Source organism: Parabacteroides bouchesdurhonensis, from assembly GCF_900186615.1.
Classification (GTDB): Bacteria; Bacteroidota; Bacteroidia; order Bacteroidales; family Tannerellaceae; genus Parabacteroides; species Parabacteroides bouchesdurhonensis.
In genome coordinates this window covers 996,155-1,013,102 of record NZ_LT896588.1, presented here as the reverse complement: position 1 = coordinate 1,013,102, position 16,948 = coordinate 996,155, and the positions used below count along the sequence as shown (strand labels likewise).

The window sequence follows — 16,948 nt, the reverse complement described above, 5'->3', positions numbered from 1 at the left end:
ATTAAATTGACAATAAATAATCTGCAACTTGCGTCGTGTTTTTGTTGTTGTATTTATATAAAAGAAATATAATTATGAATATGAAAGAACAATATTGGCGATATTCTCTGGTTGCCATCATCCTTGTATTGGGAATTATTCTGTTTTTGAAAGCAATACCGTTTTTAGGCGGGTTATTGGGAGCGGCTACTATCTATATTTTAGTGCGGAAACAGATGCTATATCTGACGGAGAAGAAGCATTACCGTCAGGGATTAGTTGCTTTATTGATGTTGTGTGAAGCCATCCTTTGTTTTCTTATTCCCATATCTTTGGCTGTCTGGCTATTAGTGGATAAGATTCAATATATTAATCTGGATATGTCTGCATTGATGAATGAAGCTCAGCATATCGTAGATTTAATACAGGATAAAACCGGCTACAACGTGTTGAATAAAGACAATCTTGTATCAGCCGCTGCTGTACTTCCCAAAATTGGTCAGGCTTTAATGGGGAGTATAAGTAGTTTTGCCGTTAATGTAGTAGTCCTTATTTTTGTTCTTTACTTTATGTTGATAGGAGGAAGGAAGATGGAAGATTATATCTATGATATTTTACCTTTTAATCCTGAAAATAAATCTAATGTATTGAGTGAGATTAATATGATTGTAACCTCAAATGCGATAGGTATTCCGCTTCTTGCAATTATACAAGGATTAGTTGCTTTAATCGGATACTTTGTGTTTAAAACGCCCGATCCTATATTATTTGGTTTCCTTACTTGCATTGCTACGATTATTCCTATTGTAGGTACTGCCCTTGTATGGTTTCCTCTTGTCTTATATATGGCATTAACAGGAGATTGGTTTAATGCTATCGGATTAACAATTTATGCTCTTGTTGTTATAACAAATGTAGATAATTTAGTCCGTTTGGTTTTACAAAAGAAGATGGCCGATATTCATCCGCTCATAACCGTTTTTGGCGTGGTGATTGGTTTATCTTTGTTTGGCTTCATGGGTATTATATTTGGCCCTTTGCTGATTTCTGTTTTCTTATTGTGTGTAGATATTTTTAAAAAGGAGTATTTAGATAATAAGAAACAAAAAACAATTTCATGAAAAGATCCCGATCATTTTATAAAATCATCTCGATCATTTTGTAAAATCATCGGGATGTTTGAAAGAAACAGTAGCTGTTTTTGAGAGGGAAAGCAAAATAGTGTAACGGGAACGTGATCAGTGTTACCCAAGCGGTTACTTACGTTCAAATATAGCCTTTTTACTGGGCGACATGGAGATATTTAGGGTTAAAACATACCGATATATATCCACTTTGCAAGAAGTTTAAATTTATTCGCGACCCTCAACCTTACCCCGTATACGATAAAGGTGAAGAATCGACTGAATGGGTTAGAGATAGCCAAAAGATAAAAACAAATATTATTAGACTGCTTGATAAGATAGCTGCCTAATACGTTATACTTTTTATCCCAAAATCGAACCGCTTCGTTTTACGACACCCGAAACTTCCGAACCATTTCGTTTTGAAAATTCGTCCGGGTGGTTTTGCGGATTATATATAATATTTTTAAATCATAAAAGATCAAAATTTACCGTATAGAAAACCACTGTCGGCGCACCGGTTATTTCGTTATACTTAATAAAAACGAATTCATTGCCATAAGTCGCAAGTGGGAATGACATGCTTTCATCCTCCATTGCAACTAAAAGAGATTGCTTTGTTTGCTTATTATAGTATAGAGAATAATTTTTATCTTTATAGAAATCAATATGTAGCACATCTTTTGTTTGGATGTAATTTAAAAAACAGACATAATTGTTTTCAAACATAAATTGCCTGATTTTTAACGGATGGACTTTTTTCATCTGTTCACAGAAATTATTATCAGGCCAGTATTTGCCAAAATCAATCTGGTATACTAAAGAGGGTTCATCATCCTGTAAAGAATAGATACGATTACTCAATACCGGAAGAAAAAATAACTCATTTTCAGTACGTTGAAGAGGCTCGCGCGAATTCAATGTTATTCCTAATACGGAAGAGTCTGCCGGAAAGAAACTATTTAGATGTTTTCCATTTTGATCTATTCTGCTCAAGTAGTATGCACCCTCCGGAGAAGGAATGTTTCCATTATCTAAGATGATATTACCCTCATCGTCTAACAGGAGACGGATAGCAAAAGAGTCGTATTTAAATTCTCTTATAAAATTCCCTTTTGGCGAGTAAATAAGGATTTTTCTTAAGTTTGCATCCATCACTAAAAGATTGTCCGTTTTTTTATCCACATCAAAGTCTGTAGGAGAAGTAAATTCACCCGGCCCATTCCCTATGCGATTGATTACTTGAAGTAATGTACCTGCCCGATTATACACAAATATAGATTGAGATTTAGAGCGATCTAACAGATAAATCCTTTCATCATTAACAATTAGTTTATCCACATAGCCAACGGGAAAATCCTTGTTATCTTCAAGTCTTTGAACTCGCATGGAATAGTTAGTATTAGGAAATTTTTTTTGCGTATATTCTTTAGAAAAATCGACTTTTATTAACTCAATATTTGATTGTCCATTTTTTGTATTTGCATTACGCGTACAAGAAATGGTTAATATCGATATTATTAAAATGAAAAATGTGTATTTCATAAAAAAATTATTTATATAGATGACCCCTTATGCTTTTGTAACATTACAAATATAAAGGGTTATAGTGGAATACAAAAATAATAAAACGGACATTTTACTGACATTCAATCATTATGCCATCTATGGGGTATATTTCGATAAATATAGGGGGTGATTTGTAATTTTTGCTTTTTTATAAGACACATCACTCGATGTCATCTTTTTCATAAATTTCAGACTTACAAATTCAATATCTTTATTAATTTGGTAAACAGAAAAAGCAACGTCTTTGTTTCGGGGAGAAAAAAGGTTTCTTTCGGAAGAAAATTAAATTTCTCTCGAAAGAAATTCAATTTTCATTCGGATGGGGTAAAATACATAAGTTATAATTATCTTCGTGCCGAATCATTTTCTTAATGAAAATGTAATCTTTTTGCAATAATAAAATTGTTTTTTTGCAGCCGGGCATTTTGAATTGTTTTTTTTGCCCTCAATAAGTTTAGGAATGAGAATTGTAAAAAATGTACTACTTGCTCTATTAGTGTTTCTCCCCCTTTCCGTAATGGAAGCTCAGGAAACAGAAATGAAAAATGTAAACCTTCGTGTTGATTCTCTGGCGGAAGAAACCGCAACATTGGACAAGATTGTTAAAAATCTTAGTAAATTTAAAGTTTCGGCTTATATACAAGGACAATATCAATATGGACAGCAGGATGCAACCCTTAAAGTGGGAGATAAGAATGAACATATAGATAAAGGTTTTAATCGTATAGGTATTCGTCGTGGCCGTTTGAAATTTGAATATAATGATGGTATTGGAACAGGTGTTGTACAGATAGATGTAAATGATAAAGGCATTAGTTTCCGTGACTTATATATTGGAATTAAAGACCCTTGGACAAAGCGTAATCAATTAATGGCCGGAGTTTTTAACCGTCCTTTCGGTCATGAGGTGGGATATTCTACAAGTGGTTTGGAATCACCTGAACGTGCTACTATTATTCAATATTTTTTTCCGGATGAACGTGATTTGGGTGCAATGCTGACATTGCGGACAAAAGAAACCAGTCCGCTTGGCTTTCTTCGTCTGGATGCCGGACTGTTTGCCGGTAACAGTATCAACCGTGAAACGGATAGCAGGAAGGATTTTATCGGGCGGTTAAGCGCGAAAAAGAAGATTGGTGATTGGGGAAAATGGGGTGCCGGGTTTTCTTATTATCATGGTTTTGTGTACAATCCTACCGATGAAGCTTATGAAATGGATGGCAAACGTTTTATCAGGGTCAATAAAAAAGAGACAGGCACATATATGAAGCGTCAATATATTGGCGCAGATGCACAGTTTTCGTTCCTTAATGTATGTGGAACGACTACTTTACGGGCTGAAGGTCTGTTAGGTACGCAGCCGGGTATAGCTTCAAGCAGCCGAAGTCCTAATTCGGGCAATCGTCCTGAAGACTTGCCGGAAAATTCACTTTTTAAACGTCCTTTCTTAGGATATTTCTTTTATTTGATACAAGATATCGGACGTTCTCCGTTTTCTGCCATTTTTAAATATGATGTTTATGATCCGAATACAAAAGTAAAAGGAAATGAAGTAGGTGTGGAAAAAAGCTATACATCGAAAACAGACTTGAAGCAAAGTACTTTTGGTTTCGGTGCAATCTATAATTTTAGTAAACATATTCGTTTACAGGCATACTATGAATTTAATTTCAACGAAAAGAGTACCTTTGTAAAAGGTTACGAAAATGATCGAAAGGATAATGTCCTGACAGTTCGCTTGCAATATAAGTTCTAGTAGAAATATGAAGCTTCATTTTATAGATACCGGTTACTTTTATGCCGATGGAGGCGCTATGTTCGGAGCTATTCCAAAAACGGCGTGGCAGAGGCGTTATCCCTGTAATGAGTCGAATGCCTGTATATTAGCCATGCGCAGTGCTTTGTTTGTAGTTGATGACCGGATCATTCTTATTGATACCGGTGCCGGCGATAAACATCTGAAACAACTTAGTTATTATAAATTTTTCGACTTGAAAGATTTGGGCGAAGAGTTACAAAAATTAGGTTATACGTGTGAACAGGTAACGGATGTGGTTTTAACCCACCTTCACTTTGATCATTGCGGGTATTCAACAATAAAAAACAAAGAAAGTGGAAAACTCTCCGCTGCTTTTCCAAATGCCAAATACTGGGTAAGCCGTTCGCAATGGGATAATTTCAATCATCCGAACGCATTGGAAAAAGATTCTTATTTTACCGAGAACATGCAAGCTGTGGCGGATGCGGATTTGCTTCATTTATTGGATACGGATACGTTTATCTGTCCTGAAATAGAATTGCGGATTTATGATGGCCATACGGCGGGGCAATTAGTCCCATATCTTCAGATGCCGGAGCGTACTGTTGTTTTTGCGGGAGATGTGATCCCGTTGGCTGCAAGCGTTTCACCGGAATGGATATCTGCATATGATACTAATCCTGTTATTTCTTATAATGAAAAAATCCGGATGTTGGATGAGGCGGCTAATGAAAGGCAGGCTCTTGTGTTTTGCCATGATGCGTATACAAAGATGGCCCTTGTTAAATCTGTAGGTCGTTTCTTTAAACCTGTCGCATTGTAAGACAACAGGATGTTTTGTACAGATGGGTTATTTTCTTATCTTTGATCTCATAATTCTTAAACTAAACAATATAACACATGAGCACACTAAGCAAGTATGCGTTGATATTGGCAGCATGTACAGGAATGCTGTCTTGTTCAAACAATAAAACAGTGAGGGGAAATTATGGAATTGTACCGTTGCCTCAGGAAATGGCAGAGCAACAGGGAGCTTCTTTTGAACTCACTCCGTCTACTCAAATTAGTTATCCTGACGGGAATGAACTGATGAAACAAAATGCAAGTTTCCTTTCTTCGTATATAAAAGAAGCAACCGGCTATGAATTGCCTGTAGTTGCAGGCGTTGCCGGTAAAGGAATAAACCTGTCATTGGATAAAAATATACAGAATCCCGAAGGATATAAATTAGTGGTAACTGCGAATGGTATCCAAATATCCGGAGAAACTGAGGCCGGAGTGTTTTACGGTATTCAAACGTTACGTAAATCGATTCCTACCGCAAAAGGCGCCAATATAGAACTTCCGGCTGTCAATATTAATGATTATCCTCGTTTCAAATATCGCGGAATGATGCTGGATGTAGGCCGTCATTTTTTTCCGGTGGATTCGGTAAAAAAGTATATCGACATTCTGGCATTACACAATATTAATACCTTTCATTGGCATTTGACAGATGACCAGGGATGGCGTATTGAAATAAAGAAATATCCGAAATTAACAGAAATAGGTTCTAAACGTTCGGAGACGGTAATAGGCCATAACTCAGGAAAGTATGACGGACAAGAGTATGGTGGTTTCTATACACAAGACGAAATTCGTTATGTAGTGAAATATGCGCAGGAACGCTATATTACGATTATTCCGGAAATTGATATGCCCGGACATCAGCAGGCGGCTCTTGCCTCATATCTGGAACTGGGTTGTACAGGCGGCCCGTATGAAGTCTGGAAACAGTGGGGTGTGTCGGAGGATGTGATTTGTGCCGGCAACGAGCAGGCAATGCAATTTCTTGAAGACGTATTAGCTGAGATTATAGAGCTTTTTCCTTCCAAATATATTCATGTAGGCGGAGATGAATGTCCGAAAGTACGTTGGGAGAAATGCCCGAAGTGTCAGGCTCGTATAAAAGCGGAAGGAATAAAGGGGGACAAAAAGCATTCGGCAGAAGAATATTTGCAGAGTTATGTTATTTCCCGTATGGAAAAGTTCGTGGAGAGTAAGGGACGCCATATTATCGGTTGGGATGAAATACTGGAAGGCGGTCTGGCTCCGAATGCAACGGTTATGAGTTGGAGAGGTATGGAAGGAGGAACAGAAGCCGCCAGGCAAAAGCATGATGTGGTAATGTCTCCGAATACATTTGTGTATTTAGATTACTACCAATCGTCGGATACGGAAAACGAACCGCAAGCAATAGGCGGCTATCTGCCATTGGAAAAGGTTTATTCGTTCGAGCCTGTTCCGGAAGGGCTTACACCGGAAGAACAAAAGTATATCATTGGTGCGCAAGCAAATCTATGGACTGAATATATCCCTACTTTCTCACAAGTAGAATATATGGTACTTCCCCGTATGGGCGCATTGGCTGAAACGCAATGGACTGATCCTTCCAAGAAAGATTACCGGAGCTTTTTACCGCGGATGATTCATCTGACTGAGGTTTACGATCGTTTGGGATATAATTATGCGAAACATATTTTCGATATAAACGCCACGTTGACTCCAAATACAGAAAGCGGTATGCTTGAGATTAGTCTCTTAAAGTTTGGAGACGGGGATATTTACTATACTTTGGACGGTTCTGTTCCTACTCGCAATAGTATAAAGTACGAAAGTCCGGTAAGTATAGATAAGGATACCGATTTTAAAGCAATTGTTATCCGACCGAATGGAAATGTTAGCAGATTGTTTAATGAGCAAATACGTTTTAATAAAGCGACAATAAAGCCTGTTACATTAAAAGAATCTCCAAGTAAAGGCTATACGTTTAACGGCGCGTCTGTTTTGGTTGATGGCCTTTCCGGGAATGAAAACTACAAAACGGGGCGTTGGTTAGGTTTTCAGGGTAAAGATGTAGATGCCGTTATAGACTTGAAAACTCCGACGGAATTCAGTATAATATCATTTAATACGAATGTAGTGAAAGGAGACTGGATTATGGGAGCGACAAAAATTGTTGTAAAAATATCAGATGATGGAAAGACTTTCAGAGAGATAGCTAATAAAGCTATTCCGGTTCTAAAACAAGATGATAAGGATGGTCTTTATCCACAGGAGATTACTTTTAAACCTGTAACTGCTCGTTATGTTGAGGTTATAATAAAAGGCAGTAAGCTTCCTTCATGGCATGGAGGTGCTGGTTCAGACGCTTTTTTATTTGTAGATGAGATTATTGTTGAATAGAATAATGATAACCGGAAAATCGTTCTGATAGAAAAGAGCTTTAGTATGAATCTATATATAGATTCATACTAAAGCTCTTTTTTATATAACATGTTAAATCTGCGGGCAATCTTTTTCTTCACAACATTTGCTTTCAGATGTTTCAAACTCTAAAGTAGCATGTGAAATGCCTTTTTCTGCCAGGCTATGTTTTATGTCTTGTTTTATTTTTTCCATATTTTCCATATTATTAGTCCGGATATGTGCCGTAAGAGCTGTTTCTGTCGTACTTATCGGCCAGATATGTAAATGATGAACATCTTTTACGCCGGATACTTTATAGACAATCTTTTCTATATTCTTGATATCCATTCCTGCAGGAACACCATCCAGTGAGAGACGGATGCTGTCACGTAAAAGTCCCCACGTAGAGTATACAATAATGATGGCAATCAATAATCCGATGATAGGGTCAATAATATACCATCCCGTATAGCTGATAATTACTCCGGATATTACAACACCGATAGATACGAGAGCATCTGCGGCCATATGCAAATAAGCGCCTTTTACATTTAGATCTTTATCTTTATCTTTCATGAAAAGCCATGCAGTTAGAGCATTAATAATAACGCCGATACCTGCAACCCAGGCAATCGCTTCTCCTTCGACCGGATGAGGATGAATTAGTTTGCTAATACTTTCGGAAGCAATTACTCCTACTGCCACAAGCAAAATTACTGCGTTTAGCAAAGAAACGAGGACGGTACTTTTTTTGTAGCCATATGTGTAGTGGGCTGTAGGATGTACTTTGGCTAGACGGAAAGCTAACATGGCAAGAATGAGGCTTGCTACGTCTCCCAGATTGTGCCCTGCGTCAGACAGCAGACTTAACGAATTATACCAGAATCCGGCTGTAAATTCTGCTACAACAAAGATGATATTTAAGCTTATGCCTAATATAAAAGCTTTATTGAGAGAATTTACTTCGTGGTGGTGATCATGATGATGTTCCATATTTTAAAATAATTATTGTTGCACATATTTCAACGAAAATAACAAGATGGTACAAAGCTAAGTTTTTCTTAAATAAAAAAGAAGCTTCTCTTCACAGGGAGGCTTCTTTTTATGGTGGAGGATAACCAATAAAAAACTCCTCCTCCGATACGGTGTTTAATCATCTTATATGCTTACATATATTAGCAAAAGGTTTTGGTTTAGCGATTATACTAATAGTGTTACTTTCATCTTGACAATGCAAAAGTATGTATGCTGTGTTGTTCCTGCAATACCTATATGTTAGTAAAAAAAAGGGACAGTAAGATGTTTGCTACCTAAAAGTGTTGATTTTTATATAGAAAAGTTATGTTGAAGGCTTAAATACCTACAATTAGGTAGGATGCTTTGATTTATACCTATTCCGTGCGATTGCACAGCCATTGCGCCCCCTGTACTTTTGTCGAAAAATTATAAAATACAATGAGAAAGTTAACAAATTTGTTAGTACTTATGACTCTGCTTATAGTAGGGAAGCCATTGTTTGCACAGGAAAAAGTTATTAAGTCTGCAGAGGAATCGGCGGCGATTTATGCCAGTGGATACGATAAGTTTCGTTTTGGCGGATATGGAGAAATGGCCGCGAGCTATCTTGATTATGGCCCAAACCGGATCACTCCAAATGGATCGGCAAAAGAGAATAGGGGAACAATCTCGATTCCTCGCTTTGTTCTGGCCCTCGATTATAAATTTTCTCCGACTTGGATATTAGGGGCAGAGATCGAATTTGAATATGGAGGAACAGGTTCCGCCCGTGAAATGGAGTGGAGAACGGAAAATGGAGAATATGAAACAGAGATAGAAAAAGGAGGAGAGGTTGCTTTGGAGCAGTTCCATATTACGAAATTGATACATAAATCATTCAATGTTCGTGCAGGTCATTTGATTGTGCCGGTTGGTTTGACAAATGCTCACCATGAACCTATAAATTTCTTTGGCGTTTATCGCCCGGAAGGAGAAACAACTATTTTACCATCTACCTGGCATGAAAACGGAATTTCTTTCTTCGGAACAATTGGAAAGTTTGATTATGAAGCGATGTTGGTTACAGGACTTGATCCATTGGGTTTTTCCCGGGAAAACTGGATTGCCAGTGGTAAACAAGGCATGTTTGAAATAGATTGCTTTACTTCTCCTGCTGTTGCTGCCCGCTTGAATTATAAACCGATAAAAGGTCTTCGCTTAGGTGCCTCTTTCTACTATAACCGTACAGCAAAAAATGCCTCAAAGCCTAGTAAAGTGTCAGATCTTCAGGCGGATGTAAATATATTTACATTTGATGCACAATACAAAAGCCGTAATTTGATAGCACGTGGAAATGCGGTATATGGAAATTTGAGTGACAGTTATTTATTGAACCGGCGTATTTCTCAAATGAGCAGCAGTACGGGATATAGCCGTACAACAGTCGGGAAGAATGCAGTAAGTTATGCCGGAGAAGTTGGTTATAATGTAGTTTCTCTGTTTGATAAGTCGGAGAACGCTGTACGCATCTTTCCTTTCGTTCGTTATGAATACTACAATACAATGGAAGGTGTAGCCGACGGTATTACTGCCGACAAACGCTTTCAGGTATCGGCTTTCACTGCCGGTGTGAACTATTATGCTCTCCCTAATCTGGTGGTAAAAGCAGATTACACAAACCGGCAAATAGGTAAAGGCGATTTTAATAGCGAAAACATGGTTTCAGTAGGTCTTGCATATATCGGCTGGTTTTTGTCTAAATAAGAAAATCCTAACATAATTATAAAAACAAAATGAAAAAGAATTTGATTAATTCCTGGTTAATGGGTGCTACAATATGTGCCACCCTGACTTTTATTAGTGTTTCCTGTGATGAAGATAATACTCCCGGCGGAGGTTCAAACACGTTTGAGGACATTGTAGATCAAGCGAAGGCACAAGAGGCAGTAAATGCTTATGTTGATAAAACTGTAATCCCGACTTACAAGGATATGCATGATAAAGTTACTGCATTACAAACGGCGGTAACCACATTTTTGAATAGTAAGACACAGACTAATCTTGATGCGGCTTGTGATGCCTGGCGTGCAGCTCGCGAACCTTGGGAAGAAAGCGAAGCTTTTCTATATGGTCCGGCCGATTATGAGGGATTGGACCCGTCTTTGGATTCATGGCCTTTGGAAATGACAGAGATCAAGGCTATTCTGGCTAATCAGAACTGGGGCGATCTGGAAGATGGTAGTGTGAATGAAGATGGTGAACAATCTGCTTGGGGCGTACGTGGTTTCCATACTTTGGAATATCTGTTGTTTGACGGTGGTCAACCTCGTGATGTAAGTAAGGTTACAGATGCGGAGGCAAAATATACGCAGATTGTAACTAACCGTTTGTTGAAAGATACGGAAACGTTGTATTATGCCTGGTCTACTGATGGTAAAGTTGAAAATTACTCTACTTGTTTCGGTTCTGAGTTTAAACAGCATAATACAGACCGTTTTGGTTCTTTGGCCGTTGTTATCGGACAAATTTTCGATGGTTGTATTGATATTGCCGGCGAGGTTGGTGATTCTAAAATAGGAGAGCCGTACAATACTTACAAAATAGATAAAGAAGCTGGCGTATTAGCTGTGGAATCTTGGTATAGTTGGAATTCTTTGAAAGATTATACCGATAACATTATCAGTATTGAAAATTCTTATTTAGGAGGTATTGAGGGTAATCGCGGAACAAGTTTATCAGACTTGGTTAAAAGTGTAGATGCCGATGCCGACCAGCGAATGAAAGATGCTATTGAGAATGCCATCATAATGATTAATAAGATACCGGCTCCTTTACGCAATAATCTGGCAAAAAATGCTGAAATAGAAGCAGCTATGGATGCTTGTTCAGAATTAAGTGATGCTTTGACACATGCAAAAGGAGTATTGAAATTGGATTAATCAAAATGAAACACAGCAAAAATGAAATTATTTATACAATTACTACTTTTATCCATTTGCCTTTTTGCTTGTGAAGACGGACTAGATGACAAATTGATATTAAAAACAAGTGGTGATGTCGCCCAGCCAGAAGAATTATCGGCTGGGCTTTCCACCATTTTTATGTCTTCAAGCAAGGCATACGATCAGCCCTCTTCTTGGGTTGAAGGTTCGCTATTAACCCGTTTTACCACGGGAGATGCTTTGTATGATGATGCCCGTACGGGAGACGATGACCCTTATACTGGCGGGTTAGGGCCTGTTTATGCGGGGTATTCTTGTGGAGCATGCCATAAAAATGCAGGGCGTACAAAGCCTACATTACATACAGTAGGAGGTTCCGGAAAGTATAACTTTTCGTCTATGCTTGTTTATATTTCTCGAAAAAACGGAGCTTTTTTCCAGAATTATGGTCGTGTATTGCATGACCAGTCTATTTACGGGGTAGAACCGGAAGGTAAGTTGAGCGTTACCTATACGGAAGAAACTAAATATTTCCCTGATGGGGAAGCCTACTCATTACTTACTCCTCATTATAAAATTACAGAATGGTATGCGGATAGTATCCGTCCTGAGGATTTAAATATTACAGTGCGTATTCCTTTACGTCATGTCGGGATGGGACAAATGATGGCTCTTGATCATGATGAATTGAAGAAGTTGGCCGAACAAAGCAATTATCCGCAATATGGAATTAGTGGCCGATTGAATTATATATATGAACGTGGTGTCTATCAAATCGGTGTTAGTGGCAACAAAGCCCAGCATGCGGATCTAACCGTTGAGTTGGGATTCTCCTCTGATATGGGTGTAACAAATGATCGTTATCCTTTTGAGGTTTGTTATGGTCAGGTTCAGATGATGGGAATGGCTATGAATGGCATACAAATCACTACTCATGATATGGAAGATGTTGATCTTTATCTGCATAGTCTAGGTGTTCCTTATCGTCGTGATGTAAACAATGAAACTGTAAAAAAGGGAGAAGAACTATTCTACCAGGCAAAATGTCATCTCTGCCATACGCCTACTTTACATACACGTCCGCGCGGAGCCGTATTATTGAACGGAACTAAATTGCCCTGGCTCGGTAGCCAAACGATCCATCCTTATTCCGATTATTTATTGCATGATATGGGAGTAGGACTGGATGATCAATATGTAAGTGGGCTTGCACAAGGATGTGAGTGGCGTACAACTCCATTATGGGGAATAGGATTACAGGAAAAAGTAAACGGACATACCTATTTTCTGCATGATGGACGTGCCCGGAATCTCACGGAAGCCATCATGTGGCATGATGGAGAAGGACAGGTTTCTCGTGAATTATTCGCTCGCATGAGCAAGGAAGAGCGGGCGGCAGTTATTAAATTTCTAAATTCATTATAAATAAGATATCTAATAAGATGAAATCATTATTGAAACTAGGATTAGCTGTTGCTATCCTGTATATGGCTTTGCCTACCGATATTTTAGCACAAACACAAACGATAGACGATAAATACATAGAAAACGATGTTGTATCCTTAGCTGGGAAAAAAGGCTTTTCGTTTAATACGAAAGCCGGAGATTTCCTGCTTAAACCTTATGTACTGATTCAGGCATCCGGAAATTTTAATTATTATGATGATGAAGATTTGGATTTATCGGAAGTAGACCGTGTTGCAAACTCGGGTTTTGCCATACCCAATGCTTTGCTTGGTTTTTCAGGAAAAGCGTTTGGTAAGGTGACGTTCAATTTTACACTTAATGCCGCAAAAAGCGGAGGTGCTTTATTGCAACAAGCTTGGTTTGATGTAAACATGAAGGAATCTCTTCGTTTAAAAGTCGGTAAATTCAAAACACCCGGACATCAGGCGTATTTGGTGACTTTAGGTGAAACATTGTTTCCATCTTTGCCATCATCTTTGACTACGCGGGTCAATATACCTTATTCACTGAACGCTGTAAATCCTGTTTTTGCAACGGGATTTGACCTTGGAATAGAACTGCATGGCCTTATTAACCGGAAATGGGATTATGGTATAGGTCTTTTTAACGGAACCGGAATCGATGTTAATACGGCGGGGAAAACAATGAGTGACGACCATAAATGGCTTCCGTCCTTATTATATGCCGGACGTCTTGCTTTCATGCCTAAAGGCGAAATGCCTTCTTATCAGGGAAATCCGGACGATCTTACAAACGATAAGATGTTGTTTGCTCTCTCTACTTCTTATAATGTTGAATCTGAAAGTGAAAGTACAAATGATTTCCGTGCCGGATTAGAGTTTGCGTGGCTTAAAGATCGCTGGTATTTTACTGTGGAAGGTTATTGGTTGAATATGAAATTTACCAAACGCCAGCAAATTGCGAAAGCATATAATTTCTGGGGTGCTTATGCGCAAGTTGGCTATTTTGTGACAGATAAAATGCAGTTGGCTGCCCGCTATGATTGGTATGACCGTAATGGCACTAATAAAAAGGGGGTAATGAATATGCCTGCTGCCGGCTTTAATTATTTCTTTTCCAATTTCAATCTGAAATTACAAGTTATGTATCAGTATATGGGACGTACCGGTCATGCTACTCAGTTAGACCGTGACAACGATGCTTTGAACATGCCTGTGCATTCGGCTATTGCTATGTTGCAATATTCTTTTTAAGATAACGAAAAATAAAATGAATAAGATTATATATAAATTATTTTTTGCTGTGTTCCTTTTGCTTATTTCCTGTGATGACGGTGATTTACATCCCGAAGGCACAGGAGAAGCAGAAGGACTTAAAGCAACGATGGAAGTTTCTTTTAGTGGATTAAAGGCTTGGCCATCCGCTTATCAGATGGTGTTGGCCGCTTATGGTAACGATACGGAGAATCCACTTATGTCAAAGCAAATCTCCGTTCCAAAATCGGAAAATGATATTGTTGTACTTGATTTGAACGGATTGCCGGAAGAAGCAAGAACAATAGGAATCTCGATTTTGACGAAAGGGCGTAAATTGATATATAATTATTATACTTACGATATTAGCAATGCAACTGAAGATGTGGTATTACCGATCAGTCAGATTAATGTTGCTTCATTTGACAGAATACAGCATCAGGTTTTTGATAATTATTGTGCGCCCTGTCATGAAGCCGGAGATAAGGCTGCTGCCGGACTTTCTCTGACAGATGGCAAAAGTTATATGAATTTGGTAAAAGTAAAAGCAAACCTGTCTGCTACCAATAAAAATAGAATAGAGCCGGGTATGCCTTCCCAAAGTTTTTTGGTGGATATTTTGACGGAAGATATTGTAGATTACAATCATACCGATGTGCTTCCTCAGGATGAACTGGTAACTCTTATTAAAGAATGGATAACCCAAGGAGCCAAAGACAATTAATAATATATGAATTACTCAATAAAAATATACGAAGAGAATAGCATACAGATCCAAATCAATAGTTTTATTGGGAAAGGGGGTGTGGCGGAATTCCATTTGATGGCTTCCGTAATAGATCCGTGCCTACCTTTTTATATCCAATTGGAACGTTTACAAAAAGCTTATTCGGCTGTTATGCAGGAAGACGAGATAAGGAAAGCAATCCCTGTTTTTCGTCGTTATTTTCTAAGTGATGCGGTTAATCAAGCTGATGTAATAATGGAATGGGAGTGTGAAAATGCTTTTTGTCCGCTTTCAATTGTTCAACAGCCTCCGCTTAATGGGACTAAGATTGCTTTATGGACTTATTTACAAAGCAATATGCAGGTGCAAACGTATGATAATGGCTTGTTTGAAGCGGCACATAATGGTTATCGTCATTTGTGGAATGGAAGTGCTTATAATAAGGCTTCTAATTCTGAATATCAAACAAGGTTATTGTTTAATGATTATGTCATGCAATTGATGAGCCGGCATTGTACATTAGCACGAAATTGCATCCGTACCTGGTTTTTTGTACAAAATGTGGATGTGAACTATGCCGGAGTAGTTAAAGCCCGTAAAGAAGTTTTTATGACTCAAGATTTAACGGAAAAGACACATTATATTTCCAGTACCGGCATTGAAGGACGGCATGCTGATCCTAATGTACTTGTGCAAATGGACAGTTATGCTGTTGATGGATTGCAACCGGAGCAGATACAATTTCTTTATGCTCCAACTCATCTGAATCCAACCTATGAATATGGAGTGACTTTTGAACGGGGAACATCTGTAACATATGGAGACCGACGCCATATCTTTATATCCGGTACGGCAAGTATCGATAATCGTGGTGAAATTGTTTATCCCGGTGATATCCTGCAACAGACGGAACGGATGATGGAAAATATTTGTGTATTGCTGCAAGAGGCCGGGGCAGGAACAGAAGCGATTTGTCAGGCCATAACTTATTTGCGGGATCCGGCGGATTATCTGGTCGTTAAACAATATTTTGAAAAGCATTATCCTCAATTACCGCAGTTAATTGTATTAGCTCCTGTGTGTCGTCCGGGTTGGCTGATAGAAACTGAATGTATGGCGATAATCCCTGTTGAAGACGAACGTTATGCTCCCTTGTAAATACTAAATATTAATAACATACACTGGATATGGAGGAAAAAGAAGTATCTTTGACTATTCAAGTACCTAAACAAGTTAGTAAAAAATCTATGTACAAGAATAGTATATATCGGGAAACAGACAAAATGAGTGATCTGATTTGTGAGAACTATCCAATGGTTCTTGTAATGAGCCGTTTTGGCATAGCCCTTGGTTTTGGTGAAAAGAATATAGGAGAAGTTTGCCGGCAGAATGACGTGGATGTTTGTACGTTTCTTACTGTAGTGAATTTTCTGATAGAAAATAAGAATGAGCCTATTACTGATGTCAATAAATGCCTTTCCATTGAATCGCTGATTCTCTATTTACATAATGCTCACGACTATTTTCTGAATTTTCGTTTGCCGCATATCCGTCGTAAACTGGATGATGCTATTGTTGATTGTCCGAAAGATGTCGCATTTGTTATCAGGCAGTTTTTTGATGAATATACAGAAGAGGTAAACAAGCACATGTCATATGAAGAAAAAAATGTTTTCCCTTATGTACGTGCTTTGCTAAGAGGGAAGAAAGACCCAAAGTATAATATTACGATCTTTAAAAAACGACACGATCAGATAGAAATGAAGATTTCTGAACTGAAAAATATTCTTATTAAATATTATCCTGGAAAGGATAGTTATTTATTGAATAGCGTTTTATTTGATATATTTTCTACTGAACAAGACTTGGCTTCTCATAATCATGTAGAAGATTACCTCTTTGTTCCTGCTATTTTGGCTTTGGAAAAACAATTAAATCGATAG

General features: G+C 38.1%; 13 protein-coding genes. 11 read left to right on the top strand and 2 right to left on the bottom strand.

Annotated elements, in window-relative coordinates; all coding sequences use genetic code 11:
- Nucleotides 1-74 precede the first annotated feature (74 nt).
- The gene (locus C1721_RS04410) at nt 75-1,100 is read left to right on the top strand and encodes an AI-2E family transporter (RefSeq protein WP_102407327.1); all 1,026 of its coding nucleotides are present in this window, start codon (nt 75-77) and stop codon (nt 1,098-1,100) included.
- A 474-nt stretch (nt 1,101-1,574) separates the two neighbouring features.
- Here C1721_RS04410 and C1721_RS04405 read toward each other — a convergent pair whose 3' ends face one another.
- Nucleotides 1,575-2,648, bottom strand: coding sequence for a 6-bladed beta-propeller (locus tag C1721_RS04405; RefSeq protein ID WP_102407326.1), 1,074 nt, complete (start codon nt 2,646-2,648; stop codon nt 1,575-1,577).
- Nucleotides 2,649-3,132: 484 nt separating this feature from the next.
- On the opposite strand from C1721_RS04405, the gene C1721_RS04400 reads away from it, so the two are divergent.
- The 3 genes from C1721_RS04400 to C1721_RS04390 all read left to right on the top strand — a co-directional run bounded on the left by C1721_RS04400 (nt 3,133) and on the right by C1721_RS04390 (nt 7,656).
- Complete coding sequence (locus C1721_RS04400; RefSeq protein WP_102407325.1) at nt 3,133-4,428, top strand: hypothetical protein; 1,296 nt, start codon at nt 3,133-3,135, stop codon at nt 4,426-4,428.
- Between the two features lie 7 nt (nt 4,429-4,435).
- Entirely contained in the window at nt 4,436-5,254 is an 819-nt protein-coding gene (locus C1721_RS04395; protein ID WP_102407324.1) for an MBL fold metallo-hydrolase, read from the top strand.
- A gap of 77 nt (nt 5,255-5,331) precedes the next feature.
- Complete coding sequence (locus C1721_RS04390; protein ID WP_102407323.1) at nt 5,332-7,656, top strand: glycoside hydrolase family 20 protein; 2,325 nt, start codon at nt 5,332-5,334, stop codon at nt 7,654-7,656.
- Nucleotides 7,657-7,749: 93 nt separating this feature from the next.
- Here C1721_RS04390 and C1721_RS04385 read toward each other — a convergent pair whose 3' ends face one another.
- Nucleotides 7,750-8,652, bottom strand: coding sequence for a cation diffusion facilitator family transporter (locus tag C1721_RS04385; protein WP_102407322.1), 903 nt, complete (start codon nt 8,650-8,652; stop codon nt 7,750-7,752).
- Between the two features lie 462 nt (nt 8,653-9,114).
- On the opposite strand from C1721_RS04385, the gene C1721_RS04380 reads away from it, so the two are divergent.
- The 7 genes from C1721_RS04380 (at nt 9,115) to C1721_RS04350 (ending at nt 16,948) form a co-directional block, all read left to right on the top strand.
- Nucleotides 9,115-10,419: an outer membrane beta-barrel protein gene (locus tag C1721_RS04380; RefSeq protein WP_102407321.1), complete on the top strand. Its 1,305-nt coding sequence runs from the start codon at nt 9,115-9,117 to the stop codon at nt 10,417-10,419.
- 29 nt (nt 10,420-10,448) lie between these two features.
- Nucleotides 10,449-11,594, top strand: a complete 1,146-nt coding sequence (locus C1721_RS04375; protein ID WP_102407320.1) for an imelysin family protein — start codon at nt 10,449-10,451, stop codon at nt 11,592-11,594.
- Nucleotides 11,595-11,615: 21 nt separating this feature from the next.
- Nucleotides 11,616-13,022 carry a di-heme oxidoredictase family protein gene (locus tag C1721_RS04370; RefSeq protein ID WP_102407319.1) on the top strand — a complete coding sequence of 469 codons (1,407 nt, stop codon included), beginning with the start codon at nt 11,616-11,618 and terminating at the stop codon, nt 13,020-13,022.
- A 17-nt stretch (nt 13,023-13,039) separates the two neighbouring features.
- Complete coding sequence (locus C1721_RS04365; RefSeq protein WP_102407318.1) at nt 13,040-14,278, top strand: porin; 1,239 nt, start codon at nt 13,040-13,042, stop codon at nt 14,276-14,278.
- A 16-nt stretch (nt 14,279-14,294) separates the two neighbouring features.
- Nucleotides 14,295-15,002, top strand: a complete 708-nt coding sequence (locus C1721_RS04360) for a hypothetical protein (RefSeq protein ID WP_102407317.1) — start codon at nt 14,295-14,297, stop codon at nt 15,000-15,002.
- 6 nt (nt 15,003-15,008) lie between these two features.
- Entirely contained in the window at nt 15,009-16,163 is a 1,155-nt protein-coding gene (locus tag C1721_RS04355; protein WP_102407316.1) for a Rid family hydrolase, read from the top strand.
- A gap of 89 nt (nt 16,164-16,252) precedes the next feature.
- Entirely contained in the window at nt 16,253-16,948 is a 696-nt protein-coding gene (locus tag C1721_RS04350) for a hemerythrin domain-containing protein (protein ID WP_199830425.1), read from the top strand.